The sequence below is a fragment of the Streptomyces sp. NPDC092952 genome, assembly GCF_044754785.1.
Classification (GTDB): domain Bacteria; phylum Actinomycetota; class Actinomycetes; order Streptomycetales; family Streptomycetaceae; genus Streptomyces.
Map to the genome: position 1 here is coordinate 697,581 of NZ_JBIVPT010000002.1, position 24,118 is coordinate 721,698.

The 24,118-nt window shown below is 71.3% G+C and carries 27 protein-coding genes, 1 tRNA gene and 1 riboswitch; of the genes, 13 read left to right on the forward strand and 15 right to left on the reverse strand.

The window, feature by feature from the left end; all coding sequences use genetic code 11:
* Positions 1 to 227: 227 nt before the first annotated feature.
* The 5 genes from ACIQGQ_RS06970 to ACIQGQ_RS06990 all read left to right on the forward strand — a co-directional run bounded on the left by ACIQGQ_RS06970 (position 228) and on the right by ACIQGQ_RS06990 (position 4,086).
* Entirely contained in the window at positions 228 to 539 is a 312-nt protein-coding gene (locus ACIQGQ_RS06970) for a helix-turn-helix transcriptional regulator (RefSeq protein ID WP_352273756.1), read from the forward strand.
* A gap of 94 nt (positions 540 to 633) precedes the next feature.
* Entirely contained in the window at positions 634 to 1,866 is a 1,233-nt protein-coding gene (locus tag ACIQGQ_RS06975) for an MFS transporter (protein WP_402391640.1), read from the forward strand.
* A gap of 112 nt (positions 1,867 to 1,978) precedes the next feature.
* Positions 1,979 to 2,773 (forward strand): hypothetical protein, encoded by a 795-nt coding sequence (locus ACIQGQ_RS06980; RefSeq protein WP_402391643.1) that lies wholly within the window; start codon positions 1,979 to 1,981, stop codon positions 2,771 to 2,773.
* A gap of 92 nt (positions 2,774 to 2,865) precedes the next feature.
* The gene (locus tag ACIQGQ_RS06985; protein ID WP_402391646.1) at positions 2,866 to 3,342 is read left to right on the forward strand and encodes a GNAT family N-acetyltransferase; all 477 of its coding nucleotides are present in this window, start codon (positions 2,866 to 2,868) and stop codon (positions 3,340 to 3,342) included.
* A gap of 390 nt (positions 3,343 to 3,732) precedes the next feature.
* Entirely contained in the window at positions 3,733 to 4,086 is a 354-nt protein-coding gene (locus ACIQGQ_RS06990) for a hypothetical protein (protein WP_402391649.1), read from the forward strand.
* A 30-nt stretch (positions 4,087 to 4,116) separates the two neighbouring features.
* Here the strand turns inward: ACIQGQ_RS06990 and ACIQGQ_RS06995 are convergent, their stop codons facing one another.
* Genes ACIQGQ_RS06995 through ACIQGQ_RS07005 form a run of 3 tightly spaced genes read right to left on the reverse strand, consistent with a single transcriptional unit; the run spans position 4,117 to position 7,091 of the window.
* On the reverse strand, positions 4,117 to 4,974 hold the full coding sequence (locus ACIQGQ_RS06995) for a PhzF family phenazine biosynthesis protein (protein ID WP_402391651.1): 858 nt from the start codon (positions 4,972 to 4,974) through the stop codon (positions 4,117 to 4,119).
* A gap of 3 nt (positions 4,975 to 4,977) precedes the next feature.
* Positions 4,978 to 5,589 (reverse strand): TetR family transcriptional regulator, encoded by a 612-nt coding sequence (locus ACIQGQ_RS07000; protein WP_402391654.1) that lies wholly within the window; start codon positions 5,587 to 5,589, stop codon positions 4,978 to 4,980.
* On the reverse strand, positions 5,586 to 7,091 hold the full coding sequence (locus tag ACIQGQ_RS07005) for an MFS transporter (RefSeq protein ID WP_402391657.1): 1,506 nt from the start codon (positions 7,089 to 7,091) through the stop codon (positions 5,586 to 5,588). The genes ACIQGQ_RS07000 and ACIQGQ_RS07005 overlap by 4 nt, the downstream gene beginning before the upstream one ends.
* Before the next feature lie 184 nt (positions 7,092 to 7,275).
* Here ACIQGQ_RS07005 and ACIQGQ_RS07010 point away from each other — a divergent pair, with 184 nt between their 5' ends.
* Positions 7,276 to 7,578: a hypothetical protein gene (locus ACIQGQ_RS07010; protein WP_352273748.1), complete on the forward strand. Its 303-nt coding sequence runs from the start codon at positions 7,276 to 7,278 to the stop codon at positions 7,576 to 7,578.
* A gap of 83 nt (positions 7,579 to 7,661) precedes the next feature.
* On the opposite strand, the gene ACIQGQ_RS07015 is transcribed toward ACIQGQ_RS07010, so the two are convergent.
* Positions 7,662 to 9,056 carry a DUF445 domain-containing protein gene (locus ACIQGQ_RS07015; RefSeq protein WP_402391660.1) on the reverse strand — a complete coding sequence of 465 codons (1,395 nt, stop codon included), beginning with the start codon at positions 9,054 to 9,056 and terminating at the stop codon, positions 7,662 to 7,664.
* A gap of 204 nt (positions 9,057 to 9,260) precedes the next feature.
* Here ACIQGQ_RS07015 and ACIQGQ_RS07020 point away from each other — a divergent pair, with 204 nt between their 5' ends.
* The gene (locus ACIQGQ_RS07020) at positions 9,261 to 10,514 is read left to right on the forward strand and encodes an SGNH/GDSL hydrolase family protein (RefSeq protein WP_402391662.1); all 1,254 of its coding nucleotides are present in this window, start codon (positions 9,261 to 9,263) and stop codon (positions 10,512 to 10,514) included.
* A gap of 42 nt (positions 10,515 to 10,556) precedes the next feature.
* Here the strand turns inward: ACIQGQ_RS07020 and ACIQGQ_RS07025 are convergent, their stop codons facing one another.
* From ACIQGQ_RS07025 to ACIQGQ_RS07040, 4 genes are all read right to left on the reverse strand, one after another.
* On the reverse strand, positions 10,557 to 11,255 hold the full coding sequence (locus ACIQGQ_RS07025; protein ID WP_402391665.1) for a DUF1707 domain-containing protein: 699 nt from the start codon (positions 11,253 to 11,255) through the stop codon (positions 10,557 to 10,559).
* Positions 11,256 to 11,285: 30 nt separating this feature from the next.
* Complete coding sequence (locus ACIQGQ_RS07030) at positions 11,286 to 12,311, reverse strand: ATP-binding cassette domain-containing protein (protein WP_402391668.1); 1,026 nt, start codon at positions 12,309 to 12,311, stop codon at positions 11,286 to 11,288.
* Between the two features lie 100 nt (positions 12,312 to 12,411).
* Positions 12,412 to 13,281: an ABC transporter permease gene (locus ACIQGQ_RS07035; RefSeq protein WP_402392006.1), complete on the reverse strand. Its 870-nt coding sequence runs from the start codon at positions 13,279 to 13,281 to the stop codon at positions 12,412 to 12,414.
* Positions 13,282 to 13,300: 19 nt separating this feature from the next.
* A complete protein-coding gene (locus ACIQGQ_RS07040; RefSeq protein WP_402392008.1) occupies positions 13,301 to 14,101 on the reverse strand; it encodes an ABC transporter permease in 801 nt (266 codons plus the stop codon).
* Between the two features lie 183 nt (positions 14,102 to 14,284).
* On the opposite strand from ACIQGQ_RS07040, the gene ACIQGQ_RS07045 reads away from it, so the two are divergent.
* A complete protein-coding gene (locus ACIQGQ_RS07045; RefSeq protein WP_402391670.1) occupies positions 14,285 to 16,774 on the forward strand; it encodes a transglycosylase domain-containing protein in 2,490 nt (829 codons plus the stop codon).
* On the opposite strand, the gene ACIQGQ_RS07050 is transcribed toward ACIQGQ_RS07045, so the two are convergent.
* The 3 genes from ACIQGQ_RS07050 to ACIQGQ_RS07060 all read right to left on the reverse strand — a co-directional run bounded on the left by ACIQGQ_RS07050 (position 16,768) and on the right by ACIQGQ_RS07060 (position 17,999).
* Entirely contained in the window at positions 16,768 to 17,088 is a 321-nt protein-coding gene (locus ACIQGQ_RS07050) for a DMT family transporter (protein ID WP_385209857.1), read from the reverse strand. The genes ACIQGQ_RS07045 and ACIQGQ_RS07050 overlap by 7 nt on opposite strands.
* Positions 17,089 to 17,127: 39 nt before the next feature.
* Positions 17,128 to 17,203: riboswitch (guanidine-III (ykkC-III) riboswitch) on the reverse strand.
* A 75-nt stretch (positions 17,204 to 17,278) separates the two neighbouring features.
* Positions 17,279 to 17,617 carry a co-chaperone GroES gene (locus ACIQGQ_RS07055; RefSeq protein WP_352273741.1) on the reverse strand — a complete coding sequence of 113 codons (339 nt, stop codon included), beginning with the start codon at positions 17,615 to 17,617 and terminating at the stop codon, positions 17,279 to 17,281.
* Positions 17,618 to 17,678: 61 nt separating this feature from the next.
* Positions 17,679 to 17,999 (reverse strand): DUF3618 domain-containing protein, encoded by a 321-nt coding sequence (locus ACIQGQ_RS07060; protein ID WP_402391673.1) that lies wholly within the window; start codon positions 17,997 to 17,999, stop codon positions 17,679 to 17,681.
* Positions 18,000 to 18,127: 128 nt separating this feature from the next.
* On the opposite strand from ACIQGQ_RS07060, the gene bcp reads away from it, so the two are divergent.
* The 4 genes from bcp (at position 18,128) to ACIQGQ_RS07080 (ending at position 20,201) form a co-directional block, all read left to right on the forward strand.
* Positions 18,128 to 18,595: a thioredoxin-dependent thiol peroxidase gene (gene bcp, locus ACIQGQ_RS07065; RefSeq protein WP_352273739.1), complete on the forward strand. Its 468-nt coding sequence runs from the start codon at positions 18,128 to 18,130 to the stop codon at positions 18,593 to 18,595.
* A 160-nt stretch (positions 18,596 to 18,755) separates the two neighbouring features.
* A complete protein-coding gene (locus tag ACIQGQ_RS07070) occupies positions 18,756 to 19,421 on the forward strand; it encodes an HNH endonuclease signature motif containing protein (protein ID WP_402391676.1) in 666 nt (221 codons plus the stop codon).
* Positions 19,418 to 20,074 (forward strand): HNH endonuclease, encoded by a 657-nt coding sequence (locus ACIQGQ_RS07075; RefSeq protein ID WP_402391678.1) that lies wholly within the window; start codon positions 19,418 to 19,420, stop codon positions 20,072 to 20,074. The genes ACIQGQ_RS07070 and ACIQGQ_RS07075 overlap by 4 nt, the downstream gene beginning before the upstream one ends.
* A gap of 49 nt (positions 20,075 to 20,123) precedes the next feature.
* Positions 20,124 to 20,201: transfer RNA gene (locus ACIQGQ_RS07080), tRNA-Leu, on the forward strand.
* 44 nt (positions 20,202 to 20,245) lie between these two features.
* Here ACIQGQ_RS07080 and rdgB read toward each other — a convergent pair.
* From rdgB to ACIQGQ_RS07100, 4 genes are all read right to left on the reverse strand, one after another.
* Positions 20,246 to 20,848 (reverse strand): RdgB/HAM1 family non-canonical purine NTP pyrophosphatase, encoded by a 603-nt coding sequence (rdgB, locus tag ACIQGQ_RS07085; RefSeq protein WP_366296293.1) that lies wholly within the window; start codon positions 20,846 to 20,848, stop codon positions 20,246 to 20,248.
* A gap of 21 nt (positions 20,849 to 20,869) precedes the next feature.
* Entirely contained in the window at positions 20,870 to 21,259 is a 390-nt protein-coding gene (locus ACIQGQ_RS07090) for a hypothetical protein (RefSeq protein WP_402391681.1), read from the reverse strand.
* Positions 21,260 to 21,396: 137 nt separating this feature from the next.
* Entirely contained in the window at positions 21,397 to 22,134 is a 738-nt protein-coding gene (gene rph / locus ACIQGQ_RS07095; protein ID WP_402391683.1) for a ribonuclease PH, read from the reverse strand.
* 166 nt (positions 22,135 to 22,300) lie between these two features.
* The gene (locus ACIQGQ_RS07100) at positions 22,301 to 22,534 is read right to left on the reverse strand and encodes a glucose PTS transporter subunit EIIB (protein WP_014156020.1); all 234 of its coding nucleotides are present in this window, start codon (positions 22,532 to 22,534) and stop codon (positions 22,301 to 22,303) included.
* Positions 22,535 to 22,767: 233 nt separating this feature from the next.
* On the opposite strand from ACIQGQ_RS07100, the gene ACIQGQ_RS07105 reads away from it, so the two are divergent.
* Positions 22,768 to 24,078 carry a PTS transporter subunit EIIC gene (locus ACIQGQ_RS07105; protein ID WP_402391686.1) on the forward strand — a complete coding sequence of 437 codons (1,311 nt, stop codon included), beginning with the start codon at positions 22,768 to 22,770 and terminating at the stop codon, positions 24,076 to 24,078.
* Positions 24,079 to 24,118 lie beyond the last annotated feature (40 nt).

Sequence of the window (24,118 nt, forward strand, 5' to 3'; positions counted from 1 at the left end):
ATCTGAAGAAGGGCTTCCGTGGGGGGCGCCTCAGCCTCCTTCGGTCGCATGATCCCGTCAAGGCACATAGATGCCCGCTTGTCGCCTATTCCTCCTTTGCCCTCCCGGCGGCGTATAACGATTGGGGCCCGACGCGGCCGGGGCGGGCGCCCGGCCGCATTTGACTCGACGCTACGTATCGCGAAAGATAGATGCGTACCTGATGGGCGCCACGAGGAGGCGGAGCGATGGACCCCCTGGCCGTGCACAAGGCGCTCGCCAACCCCGCGCGCCTCCAGTTCATGCGGTGGCTCAAGGAGCCCGGGAAGCACTTCGACGAGGACTCCTACCGGCAGCAGGGGCTCGGCTTCCACATCGGCGTCTGCGTCGGCGACATCCAGAAGCGCTCCGGGCTGGCGCAGTCCGTGGTCTCCGGCTATCTGCAGACCCTCAAGGACGCCGGGCTGCTCACCTCGGAACGCATCGGCAAGTGGACGTACTACCGCCGCGACGAAGCGGCGATCGCCGAGTTCGCCGCCCACGTACGGGACGAGCTGTAGGACGAGCGCGAGCCCGCCCCCACGGGGTGCGGCGCCGCATCGCCACTCAATACATCTAGATTTCGCGATTTGACGAAAGGACTTGGTCGTCTCGATGAGAAGGGCCTCCCTCGCCGTTCCGGTACTCGCCCTGGGCGTGTTCGGGATCATCACCACCGAGATGGGCATGGTCGGCGTGCTCCCCCGGATCTCGGCCGAGCTCGGCGTCACACCGTCCGACGCAGGCTGGCTCGTCGGGGCGTTCGCCCTGGTCATCGCGGTGTCCGGACCGTTCACCACGCTGCTCGCCTCCGGGATCGACCGCAAGAAGGTGCTCGCCGCCGCGATCGCGGTGTTCGCCGTGTCCAACGCCGTCTACGCGCTCACCACGCAGTACGGGGTGATGCTCGCCTTCCGGATCGTGCCCGCCCTGTTCCATCCCGTGTTCTTCGCGGTCGCGCTCGCCTCCGCCGCCCGGCTGGCGTCCGGGCAGGACGCGACCCGCGCCACGACGACGGTGTTCGGCGGGGTCACCGTCGGATTCGCGTTCGGCGTGCCGCTGACCTCGTACCTCGCCGACCACCTCTCGCTGGCCGCGGCCTTCTGGTTCGGGGCGCTCGTCAATCTCCTCGCCCTGCTGGGCATCCTGCGGTTCGTGCCGCCGATGCCGGTCGAACGACGCTCCTCCTACGGTGCGCAGCTGAGCGTGCTCAAGCGCACCGGTACCTGGCTGAGCATCGTCTCCGTCGTGCTCGTCTTCGCGTCGATGTTCTCGGTCTACGGCTACTTCGCGGAGTACCTGGGGCAGGTCACGGAGATGGGCGGTACATGGGTCAGCGCGATGCTGATGGCCTTCGGCGTGGTGATGATCCTCGGCAACTTCGCCTTCGGCGGCCTGCTGCGGCGCTCCCCCGTCCGCACCGCCGTCGCGTACCCGGTGCTCTGCCTGCTGGTCTACGTCCTGGTGTACGCCGTCGGTCCGCTGCTCGCGCCGATGGTGGCGGTGGTCCTGGTGTGGGGTGCCGTCCACTCCGGCGGGCTCGTCGTGAGCCAGAACTGGCTGGGGCGGGACGCGGCCGACGCACCGGAGTTCGGCAACAGCCTCTTCATCTCCTTCTCCAACCTGGGCATCACGCTGGGCACCGCCGTCGGCGGATGGGCCCTGGCGGCGTACGGGCCCCGCCAACTTCCCTGGGTCGGAGCGGGATTCGCGGTCGCCGCCGTGGCGGTGATGGCGCTGCGGCTGGGGCTCGGGGCGCGGGTGAACCGATACGGCCGAACGAGTGGCACCCGTACGGAGTGCGGGGTGCGCGGAAGCGCTGCTCAGGAGACTTGCCGGGAGAGCTGACGGTGGTTCGGGAGACGTCTCGCCCGATGGACGATTTCCGGCCACAACACAACACCCCTTACCCTGCGGTACGTCGGTCACCAACGGTCCGCAGGGACAGAAGGGCTCCACCATGACCTCCGAGACCAGCACATTGGTCACCATCGACGCCACAACCACCTTGCTGGAGGCGGAGCTTCCCCGCCTCGAACAGCACCAGCAGACGCTGGAGAAGGAACTCGCGGCCGTCACCGAGCGCCTGGGTTCGGTACGGACCGCGCTGACCGCGCTGCGGGCGCTGTCGGGTTCGTCCGCGCCTGTCGCCGGGGAGACGTCCGGGGTGGCGGCCGACGTCGACGCGGCCGTCGACGCGCCCGCGATCCCGCAGCAGGCACGCACCTCCGCCGAGCCCGTCGAGTCCGTCGAGTCCGTCGCGCGGACGGAGGAGGAGCAGGCGCCCGAGGAGCCGGCCGCCGCCCCCGCGCGCCGTTCCGCCGCGCGCAAGACCTCCGCCGCCCCCAAGAGCCGCAAGCGTCCCGCCGCCAAGCCGAAGGCCCAGCAGCGCGGCCGGGCCAAGGGTGCGAAGGACACCGCCAAGGACGCCGCCGAGGAAACGGCCCCGGCGGCCAAGGCGCCGAAGAGCGCCACCACCGCCAAGGCCGCCAAGCCCGCGAAGGCCAGGGCGGCGAAGCCCCGGGCCGCCAAGAAGGCGACCGCCGAGGACGAGAGCGGCAGCCTCACCGAGCTGACCCTGAAGGTGCTCGCGGAGGCCGGTGCCCCCGTGCGCGCCCGTGACGTGACGGAGGCGCTCGGGCGCGAGCTCTCGCCCAACGGCATCAACACCGTGCGCAGCACCCTCGACCGGCTCGTCGCCACCTCCCGGGCCCACCGCGCCGGCCGGGGCCTCTACCAGGCACCCGCCAACTGACGTACGGACAAAGGTAGTTCGCCGAGATGCCCGACCCCGCCCAGCGCGGGGCCGGGCATCCGCGCGACGGGGCCGGTCATTAGGTTGGGCCCATGTCTTCATCCTCATCACTGCGCCTGGAAGAGGTCACGGCGGACAACGTCGAGGCCGCCTGCGCGCTGACCGTCCGCCCCGACCAGCAAGGACTCGTGAGGCCGGTCTCCTGGTCGCTGGCCCAGGCGTACGCGACCCCCGACATCGCCTGGCCCCGGCTGGTCTTCGACGGGGACCGGCTCGTCGGCTTCGTCATGGCCTTCTTCGACGTCGAGTTCCACCCGGGGGACGCGAGGAAGCGCTCCGGACTCTGGCGGCTGAACATCGCGGCCGACCAGCAGGCACGCGGATACGGACGGTTCGCCGTGACGGCGGTGTGCGAGGAGATCCGGCGGCGGGGCGGCACCCGGACCACGGTGACCTTCGTTCCCGGTGAGCACGGGCCTGAGGGCTTCTACCTCGGTCTCGGATTCGAGCCGACCGGGGAGACCAGCGGGGACCAGGTCGTCGCCGAGCTGGACCTCGGCGACGCGTAGCGGTGCGCATGGAGCAGTACGTGCAGCAGTACGTGCAGCGGTGCGCGTGCGGTAGTACGTGTGCGGCGGTGCGTGTGCAGCGGCGCGGCGTGATGTTCGTGGGTGCGTGTCGTGCTGTGGCCGGAAATGGCGGTGGGGTCGGGCCGGGGCCGCGTCGGGGCCGCCGCCGGGGTCCGCCCCGGCCCGCACCCGGTCGCTCCGGAAGGCGTCCGGGCGGTCCGGGCGGTCCGGGCGGTCCGGGACCGATACGGCGGATCATGACCCGGTTGGCGTCAGCAGAACCGATTCAGCAGTTGCCGTCCAGGTGACGGAGGACGGAACGCGACGAGTAACCGCATGCCGAAGGCGCAGACTTGGGCCGTTTCCCACCTCTCGCACAAGGAGTTCCCCATGCGCCTGTGTCCGCGTTCCGCCGTCGCCGCCGCCCTCGGCGCGCTCGCGCTCATCGTCGCCGTTCCGGCCTCGGCGAGCGCGGCGACCGGAGACTTCACGTACGTCTACTCCGGCCACGACGGCTCGCTGCGGCCCGGCTACCTGGTCGACCCGCCGAGCCGGATGTGCATCACGCTGCCCGAGGTGGCCGACCCGGCCTCGTCTCTGCCCGCGACCACCCCGCTGAACCTCACCGGCTCCACCGCGACGGTCTTCACCGGCCCGGACTGCGAGGGCGACCACTTCTCGCTCCGGCCGCACGGCGGCTACGCCTCCAGCCGGCTGAAGCTCCGTTCGGTCGTCTTCAGCTGATCCGGGCGGCGCCGGGGCGGGCGGTCCGGTTCAGATCGCCACCGCGGTGCCGCTGACCTCGATACCGGTGTCCGCCCCGGCGGGCACCCGTACCCGGATCGTGCTCGGCCGCCCCATGTCGTACCCCTGGTGCACCGTCAGCGTCGCGGGGGTGTCGACGAGGCCCTCGGTGCGCAGATAGCCGCCGAAGGCGGCGGCCGCGGCGCCGGTGGCCGGGTCCTCGACGACGCCGCCGGGCGGGAACGGGTTGCGGGCGTGGAAGACCGAGGGGGACTCGCGCCAGACCAGATCGACGGTGGTCCAGCCGTGGTGTGCCATGAGGGCGGAGAGGGCCTCCCGGTCGTAGTCGAGCCGGGCGAGCCTGGCGCGGTCCGCCGCCGCGACCACCGGGTGCCAGGCCCCCGCGTACGCGGCCCGCACGGGCAGTGCGGGGTCCAGGTCCTCCGCCGACCAGCGCAGCGCGGCGAGCAGCCGGTCCGTCACGTCCCGCGGGATCGGCTCGGACCGGGGCGCCACGCTGACCAGGGTGGCCATGACCGATCCGTCCGGTCCGGTCTCCGTGGAGACCAGCACCTCGCCGGCCTTCGTACGGAAGGTGCGCTCGCCCACCCCGTGCCGCTGGGCGTGGGCGACGGCGGTCGCGATGGTCGCGTGCCCGCAGAACGGCACTTCGGCCAGCGGGCTGAAGTACCGGACGTCGAGGTGGCTGCCCTGCCCCGGCTGCGCCCCGCCCCGCCCCGGGAGGACGAACGCGGTCTCCGAGTGGCCGACCTCGGCCGCGATCCGGAGCATGGCCGCGTCGTCCAGCCCGGACGCGTCGAGGACCACTCCCGCGGGGTTCCCGCCGGTGGGGTCCGTGCTGAACGCCACGTATTCGAGGATTTCCATGGATCAGGACCCGTCTATCAGGGCCTGCAGCGCGGGCGCGTACAGGTCGGCGAGGTGTTCGGGGGTGGCGTCCGCTCCGGCGCCGGAGCGGTGGAGGCCGAGGGTGGCGCCGAGGCCGAGGAGGTGACCGGCGATCAGTTCGGCGCGCAGGGTGCGTTCGCGGCCGGTGAGGCGGGCGGCGAGGGCGTCGGTGACCTGTTCCTGGAAGCGGTCGCGCAGCAGGGAGCGTTCGTCGCGGTTGCCGAGCGAGAAGACGACGCGCAGCAGCGGGTCCGACTGGAGGGCGCGGCGGTGGCGGACGAGCGTGACGACCATGTGGCGGCCCAGGACCGGAAGCGGGGCGTCGAAGAGTTCCGCGGCGGCGGGGCCGAAGTCGGCGACCGTGTTGAAGAGCTCCTCCTTGCGGCCGAAGTGCTTGACCACCAGCGAGGGGCTCACTCCGGCGTCGGCCGCGATGCCCCGGATGGTGACGTCGGCGTACGGGCGCTGGGTGAACGCCCGGCGGGCCGCACGCAGGATCGCGTCGCGGCCCGTGCCCGGATCGCCCGTACCCGGATCGCCCGGGTCGGTGTCGGACCGGACCGGGGCCGGTACGGCGGCCTGCCCGCTGGTCATGTGCTCTCCTGGATCGGCATCGTCCGCACACCGTCCTTCCGGTCGCCCGGGACGTCGCGGCTGCTTTCGACCGTACCTGTCGCGGGGGTCCGCGCGCCCGGCAGGAACAGGGTGACCAGCAGCGCGAGGAGCGCCGCACCCCCGGCGACCAGGAAGACCAGCTGGTACGCGTGGAGCGTCGGGGCGGTCCGGCCGCCCACCCGGAAGGTGAGGTTGGCGAGGACGGCGGCGACCGTCGCGCTGCAGAACGCCTGCCCGATCGAGCGCATCAGGGTGTTGAGGCCGTTGGCCGCGCCGGTCTCGCTCACCGGGACGCCGCGCATGACCAGGGCGGGCAGCGCGGAGTACGCGATGGCCGTGCCGGAGGCGACGACCGTCGCTCCGGCGATGATCAGCCAGAGGTTGTGGCTGGTGAAGTAGCGGACCACGTAGCCGGTGGCGATCACCGCGGCGGCCAGGGCCAGGCTGACCTTGGGGCCGTACTTCCCGGAGATCCGGGCCGAGACCGGGGAGAGCGCGACCATCATCACGCCGCCCGGCAGCAGGCAGAGACCGCTGACGACGAGCGAGGCGCCGAGCCCGTAGCCGGTCTCCTTGGGCTCCTGGACCATCTGGGCGGTGACCAGGGAGTTCGCGTAGAAGGCGAAGCCGATGAGCAGGGCGGCGACGTTGGTGAGCAGGACGGCGGGGCGGGCCGAGATCCGCAGGTCGACCATGGGCGAGGCGACCCGGAGCTCGTACGCCCCCCAGCACAGCGCCACGACGACGGCCGCGACCAGCAGCCCGAGCGTCCGGGCCGAGGTCCAGCCCCAGTCGGCGCCCTGGGTGACCGCGAGCAGCAGGCAGACCAGGGCCCCGGAGAGCCCGAGCGCACCGAGCGCGTCGAAGCGGCCCCGGCTGCGCAGCGGCGACTCCGGCACGCACCACAGCACGAGCACGATGTCGAGGACGCCGATCGCGCCGGAGACCCAGAACATCGTGTGCCAGTCGAAGTTCTCGACGACCAGGGCCGCGACCGGCAGGCCGACCGCCGCGCCGATGCCGAGCGTCGAGCTCATCAGCGCCACGGCGGACAGCACGCGCTCGGGCGGGAGTTCGTCGCGCAGGATGCTGATGCCCAGCGGCAGTACGGCGAGCGCGGCGCCCTGCAGGGCGCGTCCGGCGATCAGTACGCCGATGTGGGAGCTGACCGCGCACAGCACCGAACCGGCCACCAGCACCCCGAGCGAGGCGACGAGCACCCGGCGCTTGCCGTACATGTCACCGACCCGGCCCAGGACGGGGGTGAAGACGGCACCGGTCAGGAGGGTGACGGTGACCAGCCAGCTCGCGGCGGCCGGGCTCGCGCCGGTGAGGGCCGGGATGTGCGGGAGCAGGGGGACGACGATCGTCTGCATCACCGCGACGACGACACCGCAGAACGCCAGGACGCCGACGGCGAACCGGGGGTGTGCGGGCTGCTTCGCGGCGGGGGTCGGGGCGGCGGGTATGTCCGCTGGCATGGCTCTCCGTACGGGGTCCGGGACGGCTGGGGTGTACACGCGTTCACCCCAGGGTAAACGCGTGTGCACCCCCTCGGCGACCGGTATCCCGGGGACCGCGTTAGCCTCGAAGACCCGGGCCGGGGCGTGTCGGACACGCCCACGGGGCCCGGATCACCGAGACGGGAAGGCGAGGGTGGCTGCGATGGCGAAGGTTCCGGCAGCGGCGGTTGCGGCGGGCGGGCTGGTCGGCGGGTACGCCGTGGCCCGGTGGACCAGGAAGCGGCCACTGGGCGGGGTCGCCCTCGCCGCCGCGGGCACGGTCGCCGCGTACGAGTGGAACCGGCAGGCCGGGCCGCGCGCGGCGGCCGGGCTGACGACGGCCTACCTCGCCGCGTTCGCCGGATCGCACCCGCTGGCCAAGAAGATCGGCGCCTGGCCCTCCGTCTTCGCCGTGGCGGGCTCCATGGCCGTCGCGTCCTGGGCGGTCACCCGCCGGGCCGCCTGAGAGCCTGGTACGGGAACGCGAAAAGGGGCGGGGCTCCCGGATCCCTCCGGGAGCCCCGCCCCTTTTCGCGCACGCCGGCCCCGTTATGCGCCCAGCGCCCAGGACACCGTGTAGATCAGCAGACCGGCCAGCGCGCCCACCACCGTGCCGTTGATCCGGATGAACTGGAGGTCGCGGCCGATGTGCGCCTCGATCTTCTTCGACGTCTGGTCCGCGTCCCAGCCCGCGACGGTGTCGCTGATCAGCGACGTGATCTCGGTGCGGTACGTCGTGACGACGTAGACCGCCGCGTCCTCCAGCCAGCCGTCCAGCTTCGCCTGGAGCCGCTCGTCCGTGGACAGCCGGGCGCCCAGCGCCATCAGGGAGGCCCGCGCCCGCAGCCGCAGCTCGCTCTGCTCGTCCTCCGCCGCCGCGATGATCATCGCGCGGACCGACGACCAGGCCGAGGCGATGACGTCCTGGACCTCGCCACGCCCCAGGATCTCCGACTTCAGCCGCTCGACCCGGGCCCGGGTGTCCGAATCGGTCTGGAGGTCGGACGCGAAGTCCGTCAGGAAGGTGTCGATCGAGGCGCGCGCCGGGTGGCCCGGCATGTCCCGCATCTCCGTGACGAACCGCAGCAGCTCCTTGTAGACCCGCTCCCCGATCCGCTTGTCGACGAACCGGGGCGTCCAGCCCGGCGCCCCGCCCTGCACCGCGTCCATCACCGAATCGCCGTGCCGCACCAGCCAGTCGTGGGCCTTCACACAGACCAGGTCCACCATCTTGCGGTGCCCCCCGTCGGCGACGATCTTCTCCAGCATCTTGCCGAGCCCGGGACCGACCTCCACCGCGTTGGCCCGCCGGGTGATCGCCTCGCCCACCACCGCCTGCACATCGGAGTCCCGCAGCACCCGCATCGCCCCGCGCAGCGCGGTCGACAACTCGGCGGTCACCCGGTCGGCATGGGCCGGAGCGGCCAGCCAGGCACCGAGCCGCTGCCCGACGCGGAGGGCGTGGATCCGGCCCCGGACCACGTCACCGGAGAGAAAATTCTCCCCGACGAAGGAACCCAGTGAGGCTCCGAGCTGGTCCTTCTTGGTGGGGATGATGGCGGTGTGCGGGATCGGTAGGCCGAGCGGGCGCTTGAACAGCGCCGTGACGGCGAACCAGTCGGCCAGCGCACCCACCATCCCCGCCTCGGCGGCCGCGGCGACGAAGCCCGGCCAGCCGCCCACCCCCGCGCTCCTCGCCCAGGTGGCGAGCGCGTACACCAGCGCGACCAGCAGAAGGAGGCCCGTGGCCGTGGTCTTCATCCGGCGCACCCCGCGCCGCTTCTCCTCGTCGGCCGCGGTGTACGCGAACGAGCCGAGCGGGGCGGGCCCGGAGCCTTCCCCGGGCCCGGAGCCTTCCCCGGCCCCGCTGCCGATCCGCTCGCCCGTACGCGCCGGCTGCCGCGCCCCCGACTCCCCGGGGCCGGTCCGATCGTTCCGTTCCATCCGCTCCACCTGTCCGCGCACTCCTCGCGCCCGGAAAACCGTACGCAACGTCCCTGAAGGACTGTCCCGTAATCCCTGACGGATCACGGGACATCCCTTACCTGACCTACTCCCGGGCCGCACGCCGAGTTCCCGGCGCCGCGCCCCTCCCGTCCTGCCCCATCATGGGACCAGTCCGTTTGATCTTGAGGAGAGACACCGCCCATGCCCAGGCGCCAGGGGTACCCCCCGCTCATCGCCCCCGTGGCGGGCACCGCCGCGCTCGCCGCCACGGTGGCGTTCGCCGGCTCCCTGCTGTTCTCCGGCCCCGGCGACCGGCCGGGCGCTGTGGTGGCCGTACCCGAGCCTCGGTCCGCGCCCCGGACGCCCGCCGCCCCCGCACACACCACCGGTCTCTGGGCCGCCACCTGGACGGCCTCCCCCGTCACCGGGATGGCCGACTCCACCACCGGCAGCACCCTGCACCGCCGCACCATTCGTAACGTCGTACATACGAGCATCGGCGGTGACGCGGCCCGCATCACTCTTTCGAACCTTTTCGGAACCCGTCCGCTGGTCGTGGAGCAGGCCGGGGTGGGCGGCCGCCCCGCCACCTTCGGCGGGGCGCGCTCCGTGACCGTCCCGATCGGCGGACAGGTCGTCAGCGACGCCGTGCCCGGCCCGGTCGCCCCCGACGCCGACCTCGTCGTCACCCTGCGCGTCCGCAGCCCCGAGGGGCCCGTCACCGTCCACGAGCACAGCCACCAGACCTCGTACCTGGACACCGCCTGGGGCGCCCGGCGGACCGACGACTGGCGCTACCTCACCGCCGTCGACGTCCACACCCTCACCGCCGTCGGGACCGTCGCCGTGATCGGCGACTCGCTCACCGCGGGCACCGGCTCCAGCACCGACACCAACAGCCGCTGGCCCGACGTCCTCGCCGACCGGCTGCACGGCCGGTACGGGGTCGCCAACGCGGGCATCGCCGGCAACCGCCTCCTGCTCGACGGCAGCGGCGTACGGGCCCTCGACCGCTTCGAGCGCGACGCCCTGGACGTCGCCGGGGTGCGCACGGTCGTCATCGCGCTCGGCATCAACGACGTGCAGCGCTCACCGCAGGAGACCCACCCGGAACACATCGTGGACGCCCTGCGCCGGCTGACCGAGCGCGCCCACGCCCGCGGACTGCGGGTCGTCGGGGCGACCCTGATGCCGTTCGAGGGCTACCGCACCTGGACCCCGGCCCGCGAAGCCGTACGGCAGCGGGTCAACGAACTGATCCGGGCGGGCGGCGTCTACGACGACGTCATCGACTTCGACGCGGCGGCCCGCGACCCGCACCACCCGGCCCGGCTCCGGCCGGAGTACGACAGCGGCGACCATCTCCACCTCGACGACGCGGGCTACCAGCGGCTGGGCTCGCTGGTGGACCTGGCGTCGCTGGAACACGAGGAAACCGTCTCCGACCAGCTCTGAGAGGGGAGGGAGCGGGGTCCAACGATCAGGCGCCGCCCGGGGTCAAGCGCCGTCCGGGCCCTTCTCCAGCCGGCCGCGCTCCCGGCCGCCGTCCAACCCCTTCGACCGCTCCCGCTCCGCGTCCCGCAGCCGCTTGCGCTCCGCCTTGCTCCGCTTGTGCTCCACCCCGACACCGCCCATCAGCGCGAACCCGGTGATCCGCACCCGAGGGGCGTCCGGCGACGGGACGCCCTCGTCCTTCGCGTGCTCGCCGAAGCCGCCCATGATGCCGATGCCCCGGACCTCGACGTTCAGCTCCGGCGGCACCGTCACCTGCATCCCGCCCATGATCGTGATGCACCGGATGACCACTTCGCGGTCCTCGAAGTTCGCCTCGCGCAGATCGATCTCACCGCCGCCCCACATCGCGAACGCGGTGAACTTCCGGCCCACCGTCCAGCTCCCCCGACGCCCGAAACCGCCCCAGAAGGCGAAGGCACCGCTCGACGTCGCGGGCCGGCCGATCCGGTCCGCCCACCGCTTCCCCGAACCGGTCGGCGCCACCGCCGCACCACCCACCGGGGCCACCGCCGCGCCCGGCGCGGGCAGATCCCGTACCAGCGGCTCCAACTCCCCGTGCGTACGCGCCGTGTAGGCCGCTTCCAGGCGCTGGTCGAACTCCTCCATCCCCAGCCTGCCCTCGGCGACCGCCTCGCGCAGGGTTTCGGCCACACGCTCGCGCTCGGCATCGGAGGCACGCATTTCCGGACTCTCACTTGTCATACCTGAAGCCTATTGAACGCGCGCTTCCGAGGTCGAGGCGTACATCCTCGCGATGACCGTTTCGATGTCCGGCTCCCGCACCGACAGGTCGACCAGCGGGTAGTCCGCGGCGATCCGGGCGACCAGCGCCGCCGCCGACTCCGCGGCCGGGAAGGCCAGCCACTGGCGCGGCCCCTCCACCTTCACGGTCCGCACCGAGGGCGCCGACTCCAGCCGGATCGGCGGCAGTTCGCGTTCCAGGTCGACCACCAGCGTCCGCTCGCTCTCCCCCAGCTCGTGCAGGCCCTCCAGGGCGCCGTCGTACATCAGACGGCCGTGGTCGATCACCATCACCCGCGAACAGAGCTGCTCGATGTCGGTCAGATCGTGGGTGGTCAGCAGGACGGTCGTGGCGCGCTCGGCGTTCAGGTCCCGCAGGAATCCACGGACCTTCGCCTTGGAGACGACGTCCAGGCCGATCGTGGGCTCGTCCAGGTACAGCACCTCGGGATCGTGCAGCAGCGCCGCCGCGATGTCCCCGCGCATCCGCTGCCCCAGGGACAGCTGACGCACCGGAACCTCCAACAGATCGCCCAGGTCCAGGAGTTCGACGCAGCGGTCCAGGTTCTCCCGGAACCGGGCGTCGGGGATCCGGTACATCCGGTGCATCAGCCGGTACGAGTCGCGCAGCGGCAGGTCCCACCAGAGCGTGGTGCGCTGGCCGAAGACCACACCGATCCGGTGCGCCAGCCGGGTACGCTCCCGCGACGGGTCGATGCCCGCGACCCGCAGCCGGCCGCCGCTCGGGGTGAGGATGCCGGTCAGCATCTTGATCGTGGTCGACTTCCCGGCACCGTTCGGGCCGATGTAACCGACCATCTCGCCACGGGCGACCCGGAAGCTGATCGAGTCGACCGCCCGGACCTGGCGGCGCTCGCCGCGCAGGAAGCCGGTTCTGCGGCGTACGTCGAAGACCTTCTCGACCTCGTCGAGCTCGATGAACCCGGGGTCGCCGCCCGTGCCCGCGCCCGTGCCCGTACTCGTATCCACGTCCATGCCCCTTCCCTGGCGGCTGCCCCGCCGCCTCCGCCCGAAGTCCGAAGTCCGATGACCACTGAAGCCAGATGCCCGAAGTCCGCTGTCCCGGCCCGGCCGGTCAGCTGCCCGTGCTGCGGTACGTACGCAGCCCCGCGCGCCACGCCAGCCCCGCCAGCAGACAGCACCCCACCGCCACCACCGGGGACAGGAACGCCACCCACCCCGGCAGCCCCACCGGCAACGGCCGCCCCAGCACATACAGCGCGGGCAGCCAGTTCACGAAGGCCAGCGGCACCACGAAGACCACCCCGCGCACCAGCTCCTTCGCGAAGACCGACGGCGGGTACTGGAGCAGCGTGTTGCCGCCGTACGTGAAGGAGTTCTGCACCTGGGAGGCGTCGTTCGCGACGAACTGGAACGCCGCCCCGGCCACGAAGAGCGCGCCGAAGAGCCCCGCCCCGCCCAGCAGCATCAGCGGCACCACCGCCACCTTCAGCACCGTCCACTCGACGTCCACCGTCGCCAGCCCGTACCCCAGCACCAGCACCCCCTGGAGCACCCGCCCCAGCCTGCGCAGCGCGAACCGGTCCGCCGCGACCTGGGCGAGCACCGGCACCGGCCGCACCAGCAGGGTGTCCAGTGTCCCGTCCCGCACCCGCCGCCCCAGCCGGTCCATCGACCCCATCAGCAGGTCGGCCAGGCCGAACGCGGTGCCCGACGCCCCGTACAGCAGGGCGATCTCGGAGAGGCCGTAGCCGCCGAGCCGGTCCACGTGCGCGAACATCAGCAGGATCGTCACGAAGTCGAAGGCGGTGGCCGCGAAGTTGCCGAGCGCCGCCATCGCGAACGACGCCCGGTACGCCATCGTCGACCGCAGCCACATCGCCACGATCAGCCCGTAGGCCCGCACGCCCTCGCCGAACCGCCGCGGCCAACCCCGCCGCGCGAACGCCTCCTGGGACCAGTCGGCGGACCGGCCCCCGGCCACCTCCACCGCACCGCTCGCGTCAGCCACCCTGGACCACCACCCGTCGCGTCGCCACCGACTGAACCATCCGCCCCACCAGCAGCAGCACCACCGCCCAGCCCGCCTGGAAGCCGTACGCCCGTGCCAGCTCCCACCCCGGGTACTTGCCGAGGAACACGTCGGCGGGCACCTGGAGCAGCGAGGACCACGGCATCAGCCGCGCCACGTCCCCCAGCAGCCCGGGGAAGAGGGTCAGCGGGAGCAGCATCCCGGAGAAGAACATCCCGAACAGCCAGGCCATCTGCGCCACCCCCGCCCCGTCCATCAGCCAGAACGCGGAGAGCGCCACCAGGTAGCGGATCGCGAAGCTGACCACGACCCCGAGCGCCACCGAGCCGAGGAAGGCAAGCCAGGTCCACCCCGACGAGGGCAGCGCCAGCTCGAAGACGAGCGAGCCCACCAGCATCGGCACGATGCCGCGGCCCACCAGGTGGAACGCGGCCCGGCCCAGATCGCCCGCCAGCCACCAGAACTGGAGGTCGACCGGCCGGTAGAGGTCGACCACCACGTCACCGGTGCGGATGCGCTCGATCAGCTCGTCCTCGAAACCGCCGCCCATCATGGAACAGGTCATCAGCAGGGCCTGACCCAGCCAGACGTAGCTGAGCGCCTGCGGCATGTCGTACCCGCCGAGCTGCGGGCGCTCGTCCCACAGCGCCACATAGGTGTACGTCAGGATGAAGCCGAAGACGGTGTTGGTGAACACCCCCGACGCCGTGGCGATCCGGTAGGTGGCGTGGCGCCGGAACCCACCCGCCGCCACCACCGCGTAGAGCCGCACCGCATGCACCCCCATGGTCCGGGTGCCGCACGGTCGCGGGCACCAAAGCGCACGACCCTAGTCCGACGGGATCGGCCGCCGCGACCGGTTTTCCCGGGAACGGGAGCGAGGTCGATCCGATGCTTATTCCGTAAAAAAGGGCAGTATGGGATAACTGACCGCAGTCGAGGAGTCTGCACGGACATGAGCGACGAGCCACAGCAGCCCGGCGGGAACGAGAACGGCGACGGCCCCCAGGGCTGGGCCCCCAGACAGCGACCGGACACCCCCGGTGACGACGGGAGCGGCGGCGACGACGGGGCCGCGGCGGCGGCCGGATCCACGGCCGGACCTGCCGGAAAGCCCCGCCGGCCCAGGCGCACCGGCTGGCGCCGCGCCGTACCCACCTGGCGGATGACGCTCGGCGGACTCCTGGTCGTCGCCGTGCTCCTGGTCGGCGGCTTCATCGCCGGGTACCAGCTCGTCGGCATCCCCGCCGCCAACTCCAGCGCCACCGCGCAGGCCAACGTGTACCTCTACAAGGACGGCAGCGTGATCGCCCGTTCGGGTGAGGTCAACCGGGAGAGCGTCGACCTCGCCCAGGTCCCGCTCACCGTCCAGCGCGCCGTACTCGCCGCCGAGGACCGCGACTTCTACTCCGAACGGGCGGTCGACCTCAAGGCCATGGTCCGCGCCGCCTGGAACACCTTCACCGGCAAGGGCAAACAGGGCGGCTCGACCATCACCCAGCAGTACGTCAAGAACTACTACCTCGGCCAGGAGCAGACCGTCGTCCGCAAGTTCAAGGAATTCTTCATCGCGATCAAGCTCAACCGCGAGCAGTCCAAGAACGAGATCCTCCAGGGCTACCTGAACACCAGCTACTTCGGCCGCAACGCCTACGGCATCCAGGCCGCCGCCCAGGCCTACTACGCCAAGGACGTCGAGCGGATCACCACCGCCCAGGGCGCCTACCTCGCCTCCCTGCTCAACGCCCCCAGCGCCTACGACGTCGTCGTCCACCCCGAGAACAAGTCCGCCGCCGTCGCCCGCTGGAACTACGTCCTGGACGGCATGGTCAAGGAGAAGTGGCTCGGCGCCGACGAACGCGCCGCGATGACGTTCCCCGTCCCCGGCAAGGTCCACCCGCCCACCGGGCTCTCCGGACAGCGCGGCTACCTCGTCCAGGCCATCGACGACTACCTCGCCGACCACGACATCGTCGACGAGAACACCCTCGCCACCGGCGGCTACCGGATCACCACCACCCTGGACAAGAAGAAGCAGAACGCACTGGTCCGCGCGGTCGACGACAACGTCATGTCCCAGACCAGCCCGGACCGCCCGGCCGACCGCAACGTCCGCGTCGGCGGCGCCTCCGTCGAACCCGGCACCGGCCGCGTCGTCGCCATGTACGGCGGCGTCGACTACACCAAGCAGTACGTGAACAACGCGACCCGGCGCGACTACCAGGTCGGCTCCACCTTCAAGCCCTTCGTCTTCACCTCCGCCGTCGCCAACCGCTCCACCACCCAGGACGGCCGGACCATCACCCCCGACACCGTCTACGACGGCACCAACAAGCGGACCGTCCAGGGCCCCAACGGCTCCACCGGATACGCCCCCGCCAACGAGGACGACCGCAGCTACGGGCCCATCACCGTGACCGAGGCCACCGACAAGTCCGTCAACGCGGTCTACGCCCAGATGGCCGAGGACGTCGGCCCCGAGAAGGTCCGGCAGACCGCCCTCGACCTCGGACTCCCCAAGAGCACCCCCGACCTCACCGCCACCCCGTCCATCGCCCTCGGCGTCGCCACCGCCAGCGTCCTCGACATGGCCGAGGCGTACGCCACCCTCGCCAACCACGGCCGGCACGGCTCGTACGTCCTGGTCGACCGGGTCAGCAAGGGGGGCGAGGACCTCGACGTCCCCGGCCGGGGCTCCACCCGCCAGGCCGTCGACCGCGAGGCCGCCGACACCACGACCGCGATCCTCCGCAGCGTCGTCGAGGGCGGCACCGGCACCGCCGCCCAGGCCGCCGGACGCCCCGCCGCCGGAAAGACCGGCACCGCCGAGGAGGACAAGGCCGCCTGGTTCGCCGGATACACCCCCGACCTCACCACCGTCGTCGCCGTCATGGGCCAGGACCCCGAGACCGGCGCGCAGAAACCGCTGTACGGGGCCCTCGGCCTCGCCCGCATCAACGGCGGCGGCGCCCCCGCCCAGGTCTGGGCGCAGTACACCGAGGCGGCGCTGCGCAACACCCCGGCCACCGACTTCGACCTGAACGTCGAGAGCGGCACCGGGCAGTCCACCCCGACCAACGGGCAGAGCACCCCCGGCGGCACCACGAAACCCTCCGGCCCCGCCTCCAGCACCGGCCCGAACACCCCCGGATCCACCCCGCCCGAGATCCCCTCACCCCCCGGCAGCGAGGAACCGCCCACCACCGGCACCGACACCGGCAACCAGAACGGCGGCGGGACCGACAACGGGGGAGCCGGGAACGGCGGGGAGCAGAACGGCGGCGGCGACAACGGAGGCCCCCGCGGCGGCGAGAACGGCGGCGGGGGCCCGGGCGGATACGACAACGGCGGCGCGGGCGCCGGAGGCTACGGATACGGCCCCGGCGCCCGGCCAGGCAGCCGGGGCACCCCCGTACCCGGCCCGGGAACCGGCCCCGGTCAGTGACCCGAGGTCGCCTTCAGGCCGACGACGGCGACCAGCAGCAGACAGACGAAGAAGATCCGGGCGGCGGTCACCGGCTCGTTCAGCACCACCATGCCGAGCACGGCCGCACCGGCCGCACCGATCCCGACCCACACCCCGTAGGCCGTACCGATCGGCAGCGTCCGGGCCGCATGGGACAGCAGCACCATGCTCGCCACGATCCCGGCACCGGTGAACACGCTCGGCCACAGCCGGGTGAACCCCTCGGTGTACTTCATCCCGATCGACCAGGCCACTTCGAGCAGACCGGCGACAACCAGCAGAACCCACGCCATGACAGCACCTCCGGCGAGACAGAACACGCGAACAACACGGGTGCGTCGTCTTTGCGAAACCCGGTACGGCGCGTCTCGTCGGGATGCCCCCAGCCTAGCAAAGGAAGGGCAAAGGGCCTGGTGACACCGGTCACCAGGCCCTCTGCCCCGCGTCATCCCATCGGATCTGGGTCGCGGAACGGTCGAAGGACTACAGATACAGCCCGGTCGAATCCACCGAACCCTCGAACCGGTCGGCCGCCACCGCGTGCAGATCGCGCTCCCGCATCAGCACGTACGCCACCCCGCGCACCTCGACCTCGGCACGGTCCTCGGGGTCGTACAGCACCCGGTCGCCCGGCTCCACCGTCCGCACGTTCTGCCCGACCGCCACCACCACGGCCCAGGCCAGCCGACGGCCGACCGCGGCCGTCGCCGGAATCAGAATGCCGCCACCGGAACGCCGCTCGCCCTCGGGCGTATCGGTCCGGACCAGCACGCGGTCGTGCAGCATGCGGATGGGCAGCTTGTCGTCGGTGTTCTCGCTCACGCCCCGCAACCTACCTGCCCGGCGGCGCCCGGCACCCCTCCGGGGTGCGCGGGCCGCGGCATCAGCCCTTCCGGCGCCGCTTCGACGCCACGATCAGCCCCACGACACCCACCGCGAGCAGCGCCGCCGGAACCACCCGCTCCAGCCGCGGGGCGCCCTCCTCGTCCACGAACCGGGCCCGCACGTCCGACACCGCCCGGTTCACCGCGACGAAAGCCCGCCCGGCCGTCCGGTCCACGGCCTCGGCGGCCCTGGCCTTCATGTCTCCCATGATCGTATCGGGGTGCACGCGCACCCCGATCTCGTCGAGCACCACCGCGAGCTGCTCACGCCTGCTGATGATGTCCGCCTCGATCTGCGCAGGGGTTCTGGCATCCGACACTGCGCCGCCTCCGTGGTCCTCGTCCGGTAAACCTTCGTCGACAGTCTGTCAGCTCGACCCTCCACACACCCGGCGGCACCCCTATTACTCTCGGTCCCGTACACCCCACGTGCCACCCGAGGAGAACCATGAGCGAGCGACTCCAGCCCGGCGACACCGCCCCCGCCTTCACCCTCCCCGACGCCGACGGCAACGAGATCTCGCTCGCCGATCACAAGGGCCGCAAGGTCATCGTCTACTTCTACCCGGCCGCCCTGACCCCCGGCTGCACCAAGCAGGCCTGCGACTTCACCGACAACCTGGACCTGCTCACGGGCGCCGGGTACGACGTCATCGGCGTCTCCCCCGACAAGCCGGAGAAGCTCGCCAAGTTCCGCGAGAAGGAGAACCTCAAGGTCACCCTGGTCGGGGACCCGTCCAAGGAGACCCTCGAGGCGTACGGCGCCTTCGGCGAGAAGAAGCTCTACGGCAAAACGGTGACGGGTGTCATCCGCTCCACGATCGTCGTGGACGAGGAGGGCAAGGTCGAGCGCGCCCTCTACAACGTCCGCGCCACCGGCCACGTGGCCAAGATCATCAAGGACCTCGGCATCTGACCGGTCCCGCTCTTTTTCGGAATGCCCCGCGCCACTTCAGCTCCGACCGAAGCGGTGCGGGGCATTCCGCATCTTGTCGGAATTCGGACGTGACTCACCGGTATCCGGAGCGTTGATCCGTACGAGGCCACGAACACACGGCCGGATACGGAGGGGGAGCATGGGAGCGAGTCCCTACACGCGGGAGCGTCTGGAGGACGCCGTGCGGAGAGCGCGGACACTGACGGAGGCGCTCGTGAGCCTGGGGGTGGACCCAAAGAGCCCAACCCGGCGATATCTCGCCGAGCGGATGCGGAAGCTGGGGGTGGACACGTCCCACTTCGAACGCGAGGTCAAGTGGACCCGGGAGGTCCTCCAAGCAGCTGTCTCGGTGTCAACGAACATGTGCGAAGTTCTGCGCCGCCTCGGACTGGACGTGGTCGGCGGTCACCACACGCACATCAGCCGTCGCATCAAGGCGTACGGCATCGACACCTCGCATTTCGGGGCATCGCGCCGGACCGGCGAACCCTGGCGCCCCCGGACCCCGGGGGGTCTGCTCGTCGAGCAGCCGTCCGACGGGGCCCGACGTGTTCCGGGCGACCGGATCAAGTGGGCCATGACGGCCTCGGGCATCCCGGAGCAGTGCGCACTGTGCGGCTGCGGAAGCGTCTGGCGGGGGCATCCACTCCCCCTGGAGGTCGATCACATAGACGGCAACTGGCGCGACAACCGCATCGGGAACCTTCGGCTCCTCTGCCCCAACTGCCATTCGACGACGGACCATTACCGGGGGCGCGGCAAGGGGCGCCACCGGGAACGCGCCGGGGAGCGTGCCCGCTCATGAGCCACGACGTGCGGTACACCCGTGCACGTCTGACGGAGGCCGCCGCACGGTGTTCCGATCTCGACGAGGTCATCGTCTTCTTCGGCGCCCGGCCTCACAGCGGTCTCCGCAGGTACCTCGCCAGACGGTTCGCCCACTATGGCATCGACACCTCGCATTTCCGACCCTTCGGCAGAATCCCCCGCCCCACTGCCGAAGAGCTGCGTGCGGCGGTCGCCGGATCGGTCTCGGTCGCTGGTGCTCTCCGTCGGCTCCAGCGACCGGACAGCACCAGCCAGCGCGCCGCCCTGCGTCGGTGGATCGCCGAGGAGAACATCGCGACGCCGCACTTCCTGGGCCAGGCCCATCAACGCGGCAAACCGGGCCCGACCCCGCGCAGACATCACACGGACATCCTGGTCAAGCACGACAGCAGGCGCCGGACGAGGAGCTCACTGCTGCGTCGGGCGCTCGGCGAGATCGGCGTGCCGGAGAAGTGCGCGGAGTGCGGCACCGGCCCGAAGTGGCTCGGGAAGGCGATGACGCTGGAAGTCGACCACATCAACGGGGACTGGAGCGACGGCCGGCCCGCGAACCTCCGACTGTTGTGCCCCAACTGCCATGCGATCACCAGCACCTGGTGCCGGGGAGGAGACGTCCGAAGCATTCCCTGACATCTTCCCTTCCCGGTCCGACCGGGAGCGGTAAGCTGACCTCTGGTATGCGCCCGTACGCCAACTGGTGAGCGGCGATCTTTAGGTGGTCGTGTTTGTGTCGGTTCGAATCCGACCGGGCGCACCAGAAACGGGAGATGCCCGGCTCCGAAGAGCCGGGCATCTCCCGTTTCAGCCCACCAACTCCCGCACCACCGGCACCAGCGCCCGGAACGCCTTGCCCCGGTGGCTGATGGCGTTCTTCTCGGCCGGGGTCAGTTCCGCGCAGGTGCGGGTCTCGCCCTCGGGCTGGAGGATCGGGTCGTAGCCGAAGCCGTGGGTGCCGGCGGGGATGTGGCGCAGGGTGCCGGTCAGGCGGCCCTCGACGACGCGTTCCGTGCCGTCGGGCAGGGCGAGGGCGGCGGCGCAGGCGAAGTGGGCGGCGCGGTGGGGGGCGTCGATGTCGGAGAGCTGGGCCAGGAGGAGGTCCAGGTTGGCCTGGTCGTCGCCGTGGCGGCCGGCCCAGCGGGCGGAGAAGATGCCGGGGGCGCCGCCGAGTACGTCCACGCAGAGGCCGGAGTCGTCGGCGATCGCGGGGTGGCCGGTGGCCTTGGCGAGGGCGTGGGCCTTGAGCAGGGCGTTCTCCGCGAAGGTGACGCCGGTCTCCTTGACGTCGGGGATGTGCGGGTACGCGTCCGCGCCGACGAGTTCATGGGTGAGGCCTGCGTCGGCGAGGATCGCGTGGAGTTCGGTGATCTTCCCGGCGTTGCGGGTGGCGAGGATGAGGCGGGTCATACCCCCCAGTATCGGGGGTGGTCAGGAGGTGCAGACCTTGCCGATCTCGGCCGCGGCGTCGGTGACCGGGCCGATGTCGGGGGTGGCGTCGCCCTTGTCGATGGCTTCGCGGACGTTGGCGACGCCGTTCCGGAGGCCGGTGATGGCCTTGCCGAGGTCGGCGTCGCCGGTCTTGTCGCCGAGTTCGCCGATCTCCTTGTCGATCTCGTCGAGGGCCTCGGACGCCTGGGTGGGGTCGGAAGTGGCGTTGGAGACGGCCTGTTGGAGGTTGTCGGCGCTGGTGGCGATGGCGTCGGCGGTGCGGACGCAGTCCAGTGCCTTGTCGACGGCGCCGCAGCCGGTGGCGGCGGTGAGGGCGAGCGTGGTCAGGGTCAGCGCGGCGGCGATACGTCGGCGGGTGGCCATGGCCATGGTCCGGTTCCTCCCGGGTGCGGATGCGGTGCGGATACGTGGACGGGCGCACGGTTCGATCCGTGCGCCCGTGCTCGTAACGACGCGGTGCGGTGGGTGCGTGGTTGCTCCGCCGGGAAGCGTGTACGGGGCAGCCGTTATGCGCCGAGGGTGCGGGAGAGGGCCTCGGTCTGGAAGGCGGTGAGGTCCGTGCAGCCGGCGGTGGCGAGGTCGAGGAGGGCGCCGAGTTCGGTGCGGTCGAAGGGGGTGGCCTCGGCGGTGCCCTGGACCTCGACGAAGCGGCCGTCGCCGGTGCAGACGACGTTCATGTCGGTCTCGGCGCGGACGTCCTCCTCGTAGCAGAGGTCGAGGAGGGGGGTGCCGTCGACGATGCCGACGCTGACGGCGGAGACGGTGTCGGTCAGCGGCTTGCGGCCGTGCTTGACGATCTTCTTCTGCTGGGCCCAGGTGACGGCGTCGGCGAGGGCGACGTAGGCGCCGGTGATGGCGGCGGTGCGGGTGCCGCCGTCGGCCTGGAGGACGTCGCAGTCGAGGACGATGGTGTTCTCGCCGAGGGCCTTGTAGTCGATGACGGCGCGCAGCGAGCGGCCGATGAGGCGGCTGATCTCGTGGGTGCGGCCGCCGATCTTGCCGCGGACGGCTTCGCGGTCGCCGCGGGTGTTGGTGGAGCGGGGCAGCATGGAGTATTCGGCGGTGACCCAGCCTTCGCCGCTGCCCTTGCGCCAGCGGGGGACGCCTTCGGTGACGGAGGCGGTGCAGAAGACCTTGGTGTCGCCGAAGGAGATGAGTACGGAGCCTTCGGCGTGCTTGCTCCATCCGCGTTCGATGGTGACGGGACGGAGCTGATCGGGGGTGCGGCCGTCGATACGAGACATGGCGTCGACCCTATCGGGTGCGGGGGTGGCGTCCGTTCGGGTGCGGGCGGGCCCCGTGGCGGTGCGGGGCGAGGTGCGTCGTCCGGGTACGGCACAGGCCCCGTCCGGGGCGGGCGGGGCCTGTGCGGGGCCGAGCGGTCGGCTCAGCGGGGGGTTCGGGGGCCGGTCACATCATGTCTTCGATGTCGGCGGCGATGGGGTCGGCGTCGGTGCCGATGACGACCTGGATCGCGGTGCCCATCTTGACGACGCCGTGGGCGCCGGCGGCCTTGAGCGCGGCTTCGTCGACCTTGCTGGGGTCGTGGACCTCGGTGCGCAGGCGGGTGATGCAGCCTTCGATCTCGTCGATGTTCTCGATACCGCCGAGCCCGGCGACGATCTTCTCAGCCTTGCTGGCCATGGCCTTCTCCCTGGTTGTTCACATGGTTCTTCGCAGGCGTGCGACGGCCCACTCCGGGTCCGTTTCGTCACCGTAACGCACGTTTGGCCCAACTTCGCGAGCGGGTGACTGGCCCGTCCCGAATGATGACGATCATCGGTGCCCGGCCTCCAGGCGGGTTACGCACCGTACCCCAAGTGGTCTACACCATTGTGCAACGACCGCCGAGCACGCCTTGTTCCGGGAGGACGCCGATGAGCGCGAGCAGCGCCGCAGTACCGCGGAAGACCTGGTGGAACGGGCTGTTCCAGGGGCTTCAGAAGATGGGCCGCAGCCTTCAGCTGCCGATCGCCGTACTGCCGGCGGCCGGCATCCTGAACCGGTTGGGCCAGCCGGACGTGTTCGGCGACGAGGGCCTGGGCTGGAACAACATCGCCAAGGTCTTCGCGGCGGCGGGCGGCGCGCTGCTCGATTCGGGACTCGGCCTTCCGCTGCTGTTCTGCATCGGTGTGGCGATCGGCATGGCGAAGAAGTCCGACGGTTCGACGGCGCTCGCGGCGGTGGCCGGCTTCCTCGTCTACTACGCGGTGCTGCACGCCTTTCCGGTCGACTGCGGTCCGGGCTCGACGTTCACCCCGGGCGGCATCTGGTTCGGTACGTGCGTGACCACGGACGCCAAGGTCACGGCGGCGGCGTACCAGAATCCCGGGGTGTTCGGCGGCATCGTGATGGGGTTGCTGTCGGCCTGGTTCTGGCAGCGGTTCCACCGGGTGAAGCTGGTGGACTGGCTGGGCTTCTTCAACGGCCGCAGGCTCGTTCCGATCATCATGGCGTTCGTCGGCCTGCTCTTCGCGGGGCTGTGCGCCTGGCTGTGGCAGCCGATCGGCGACGGGCTGACGAGCTTCTCGAAGTGGCTGGTGGACCTGGACTGGGTGGGTTCGGGCATCTTCGGTCTGGCCAACCGGGCGCTGCTGGTGATCGGGCTGCATCAGTTCCTGAACACCTTCGTGTGGTTCCAGTTCGGTGACTTCACCAAGCCGGACGGGACGGTCGTGCACGGTGACATCAACCGGTTCCTGGCGGGCGACCCGACGGCCGGGCAGTTCACCTCGGGCTTCTTCCCGATCATGATGTTCGCGCTGCCGGCGGCGGCGCTGGCGATCTACCACTGCGCGAAGCCGAACCGGCGCAAGGCGGTCGGCGGGATGATGCTGTCGGTCGGGCTGACGTCGTTCGTGACGGGCATCACCGAGCCGATCGAGTACTCGTTCCTCTTCGTCGCGCCGCTGCTGTACGGCATCCACGCGGTGCTCACCGGCGTCTCGATGGCGGTGACCTGGGCGCTGGGGGTGAAGGACGGCTTCAGCTTCTCGGCGGGGCTGATCGACTACGTCATCAACTGGAGCCTGGCGACCAAACCATGGCTGATCATCGTGATCGGTCTGGCCTTCGCCGTCGTCTACTACGTGATCTTCCGGTTCGCGATCACCCGGTTCAATCTCCAGACGCCGGGCCGGGAGCCCGACGAACTGGAGGAGGAGATCGAGAGAAACCTCACGAAGTAGCACGTCAGACGCGTGGATTCGGTCTCCGCGCACCCCCCGG

Excerpts from the sequence above, each read along its gene's own strand:
- ACIQGQ_RS06970 (WP_352273756.1), top strand. The coding sequence starts at position 228 with ATGGACCCCCTGGCCGTGCACAAGGCGCTCGCCAACCCCGCGCGCCTC.
- ACIQGQ_RS06975 (WP_402391640.1), top strand. The coding sequence starts at position 634 with ATGAGAAGGGCCTCCCTCGCCGTTCCGGTACTCGCCCTGGGCGTGTTC.
- ACIQGQ_RS06980 (WP_402391643.1), top strand. The coding sequence starts at position 1,979 with ATGACCTCCGAGACCAGCACATTGGTCACCATCGACGCCACAACCACC.
- ACIQGQ_RS06985 (WP_402391646.1), top strand. The coding sequence starts at position 2,866 with ATGTCTTCATCCTCATCACTGCGCCTGGAAGAGGTCACGGCGGACAAC.
- ACIQGQ_RS06990 (WP_402391649.1), top strand. The coding sequence starts at position 3,733 with ATGCGCCTGTGTCCGCGTTCCGCCGTCGCCGCCGCCCTCGGCGCGCTC.
- ACIQGQ_RS06995 (WP_402391651.1), bottom strand. The coding sequence starts at position 4,974 with ATGGAAATCCTCGAATACGTGGCGTTCAGCACGGACCCCACCGGCGGG.
- ACIQGQ_RS07000 (WP_402391654.1), bottom strand. The coding sequence starts at position 5,589 with ATGACCAGCGGGCAGGCCGCCGTACCGGCCCCGGTCCGGTCCGACACC.
- ACIQGQ_RS07005 (WP_402391657.1), bottom strand. The coding sequence starts at position 7,091 with ATGCCAGCGGACATACCCGCCGCCCCGACCCCCGCCGCGAAGCAGCCC.
- ACIQGQ_RS07010 (WP_352273748.1), top strand. The coding sequence starts at position 7,276 with ATGGCGAAGGTTCCGGCAGCGGCGGTTGCGGCGGGCGGGCTGGTCGGC.
- ACIQGQ_RS07015 (WP_402391660.1), bottom strand. The coding sequence starts at position 9,056 with ATGGAACGGAACGATCGGACCGGCCCCGGGGAGTCGGGGGCGCGGCAG.
- ACIQGQ_RS07020 (WP_402391662.1), top strand. The coding sequence starts at position 9,261 with ATGCCCAGGCGCCAGGGGTACCCCCCGCTCATCGCCCCCGTGGCGGGC.
- ACIQGQ_RS07025 (WP_402391665.1), bottom strand. The coding sequence starts at position 11,255 with ATGCGTGCCTCCGATGCCGAGCGCGAGCGTGTGGCCGAAACCCTGCGC.
- ACIQGQ_RS07030 (WP_402391668.1), bottom strand. The coding sequence starts at position 12,311 with ATGGACGTGGATACGAGTACGGGCACGGGCGCGGGCACGGGCGGCGAC.
- ACIQGQ_RS07045 (WP_402391670.1), top strand. The coding sequence starts at position 14,285 with ATGAGCGACGAGCCACAGCAGCCCGGCGGGAACGAGAACGGCGACGGC.
- ACIQGQ_RS07050 (WP_385209857.1), bottom strand. The coding sequence starts at position 17,088 with ATGGCGTGGGTTCTGCTGGTTGTCGCCGGTCTGCTCGAAGTGGCCTGG.
- bcp (WP_352273739.1), top strand. The coding sequence starts at position 18,128 with ATGAGCGAGCGACTCCAGCCCGGCGACACCGCCCCCGCCTTCACCCTC.
- ACIQGQ_RS07070 (WP_402391676.1), top strand. The coding sequence starts at position 18,756 with ATGGGAGCGAGTCCCTACACGCGGGAGCGTCTGGAGGACGCCGTGCGG.
- ACIQGQ_RS07075 (WP_402391678.1), top strand. The coding sequence starts at position 19,418 with ATGAGCCACGACGTGCGGTACACCCGTGCACGTCTGACGGAGGCCGCC.
- rdgB (WP_366296293.1), bottom strand. The coding sequence starts at position 20,848 with ATGACCCGCCTCATCCTCGCCACCCGCAACGCCGGGAAGATCACCGAA.
- ACIQGQ_RS07090 (WP_402391681.1), bottom strand. The coding sequence starts at position 21,259 with ATGGCCATGGCCACCCGCCGACGTATCGCCGCCGCGCTGACCCTGACC.
- rph (WP_402391683.1), bottom strand. The coding sequence starts at position 22,134 with ATGTCTCGTATCGACGGCCGCACCCCCGATCAGCTCCGTCCCGTCACC.
- ACIQGQ_RS07100 (WP_014156020.1), bottom strand. The coding sequence starts at position 22,534 with ATGGCCAGCAAGGCTGAGAAGATCGTCGCCGGGCTCGGCGGTATCGAG.
- ACIQGQ_RS07105 (WP_402391686.1), top strand. The coding sequence starts at position 22,768 with ATGAGCGCGAGCAGCGCCGCAGTACCGCGGAAGACCTGGTGGAACGGG.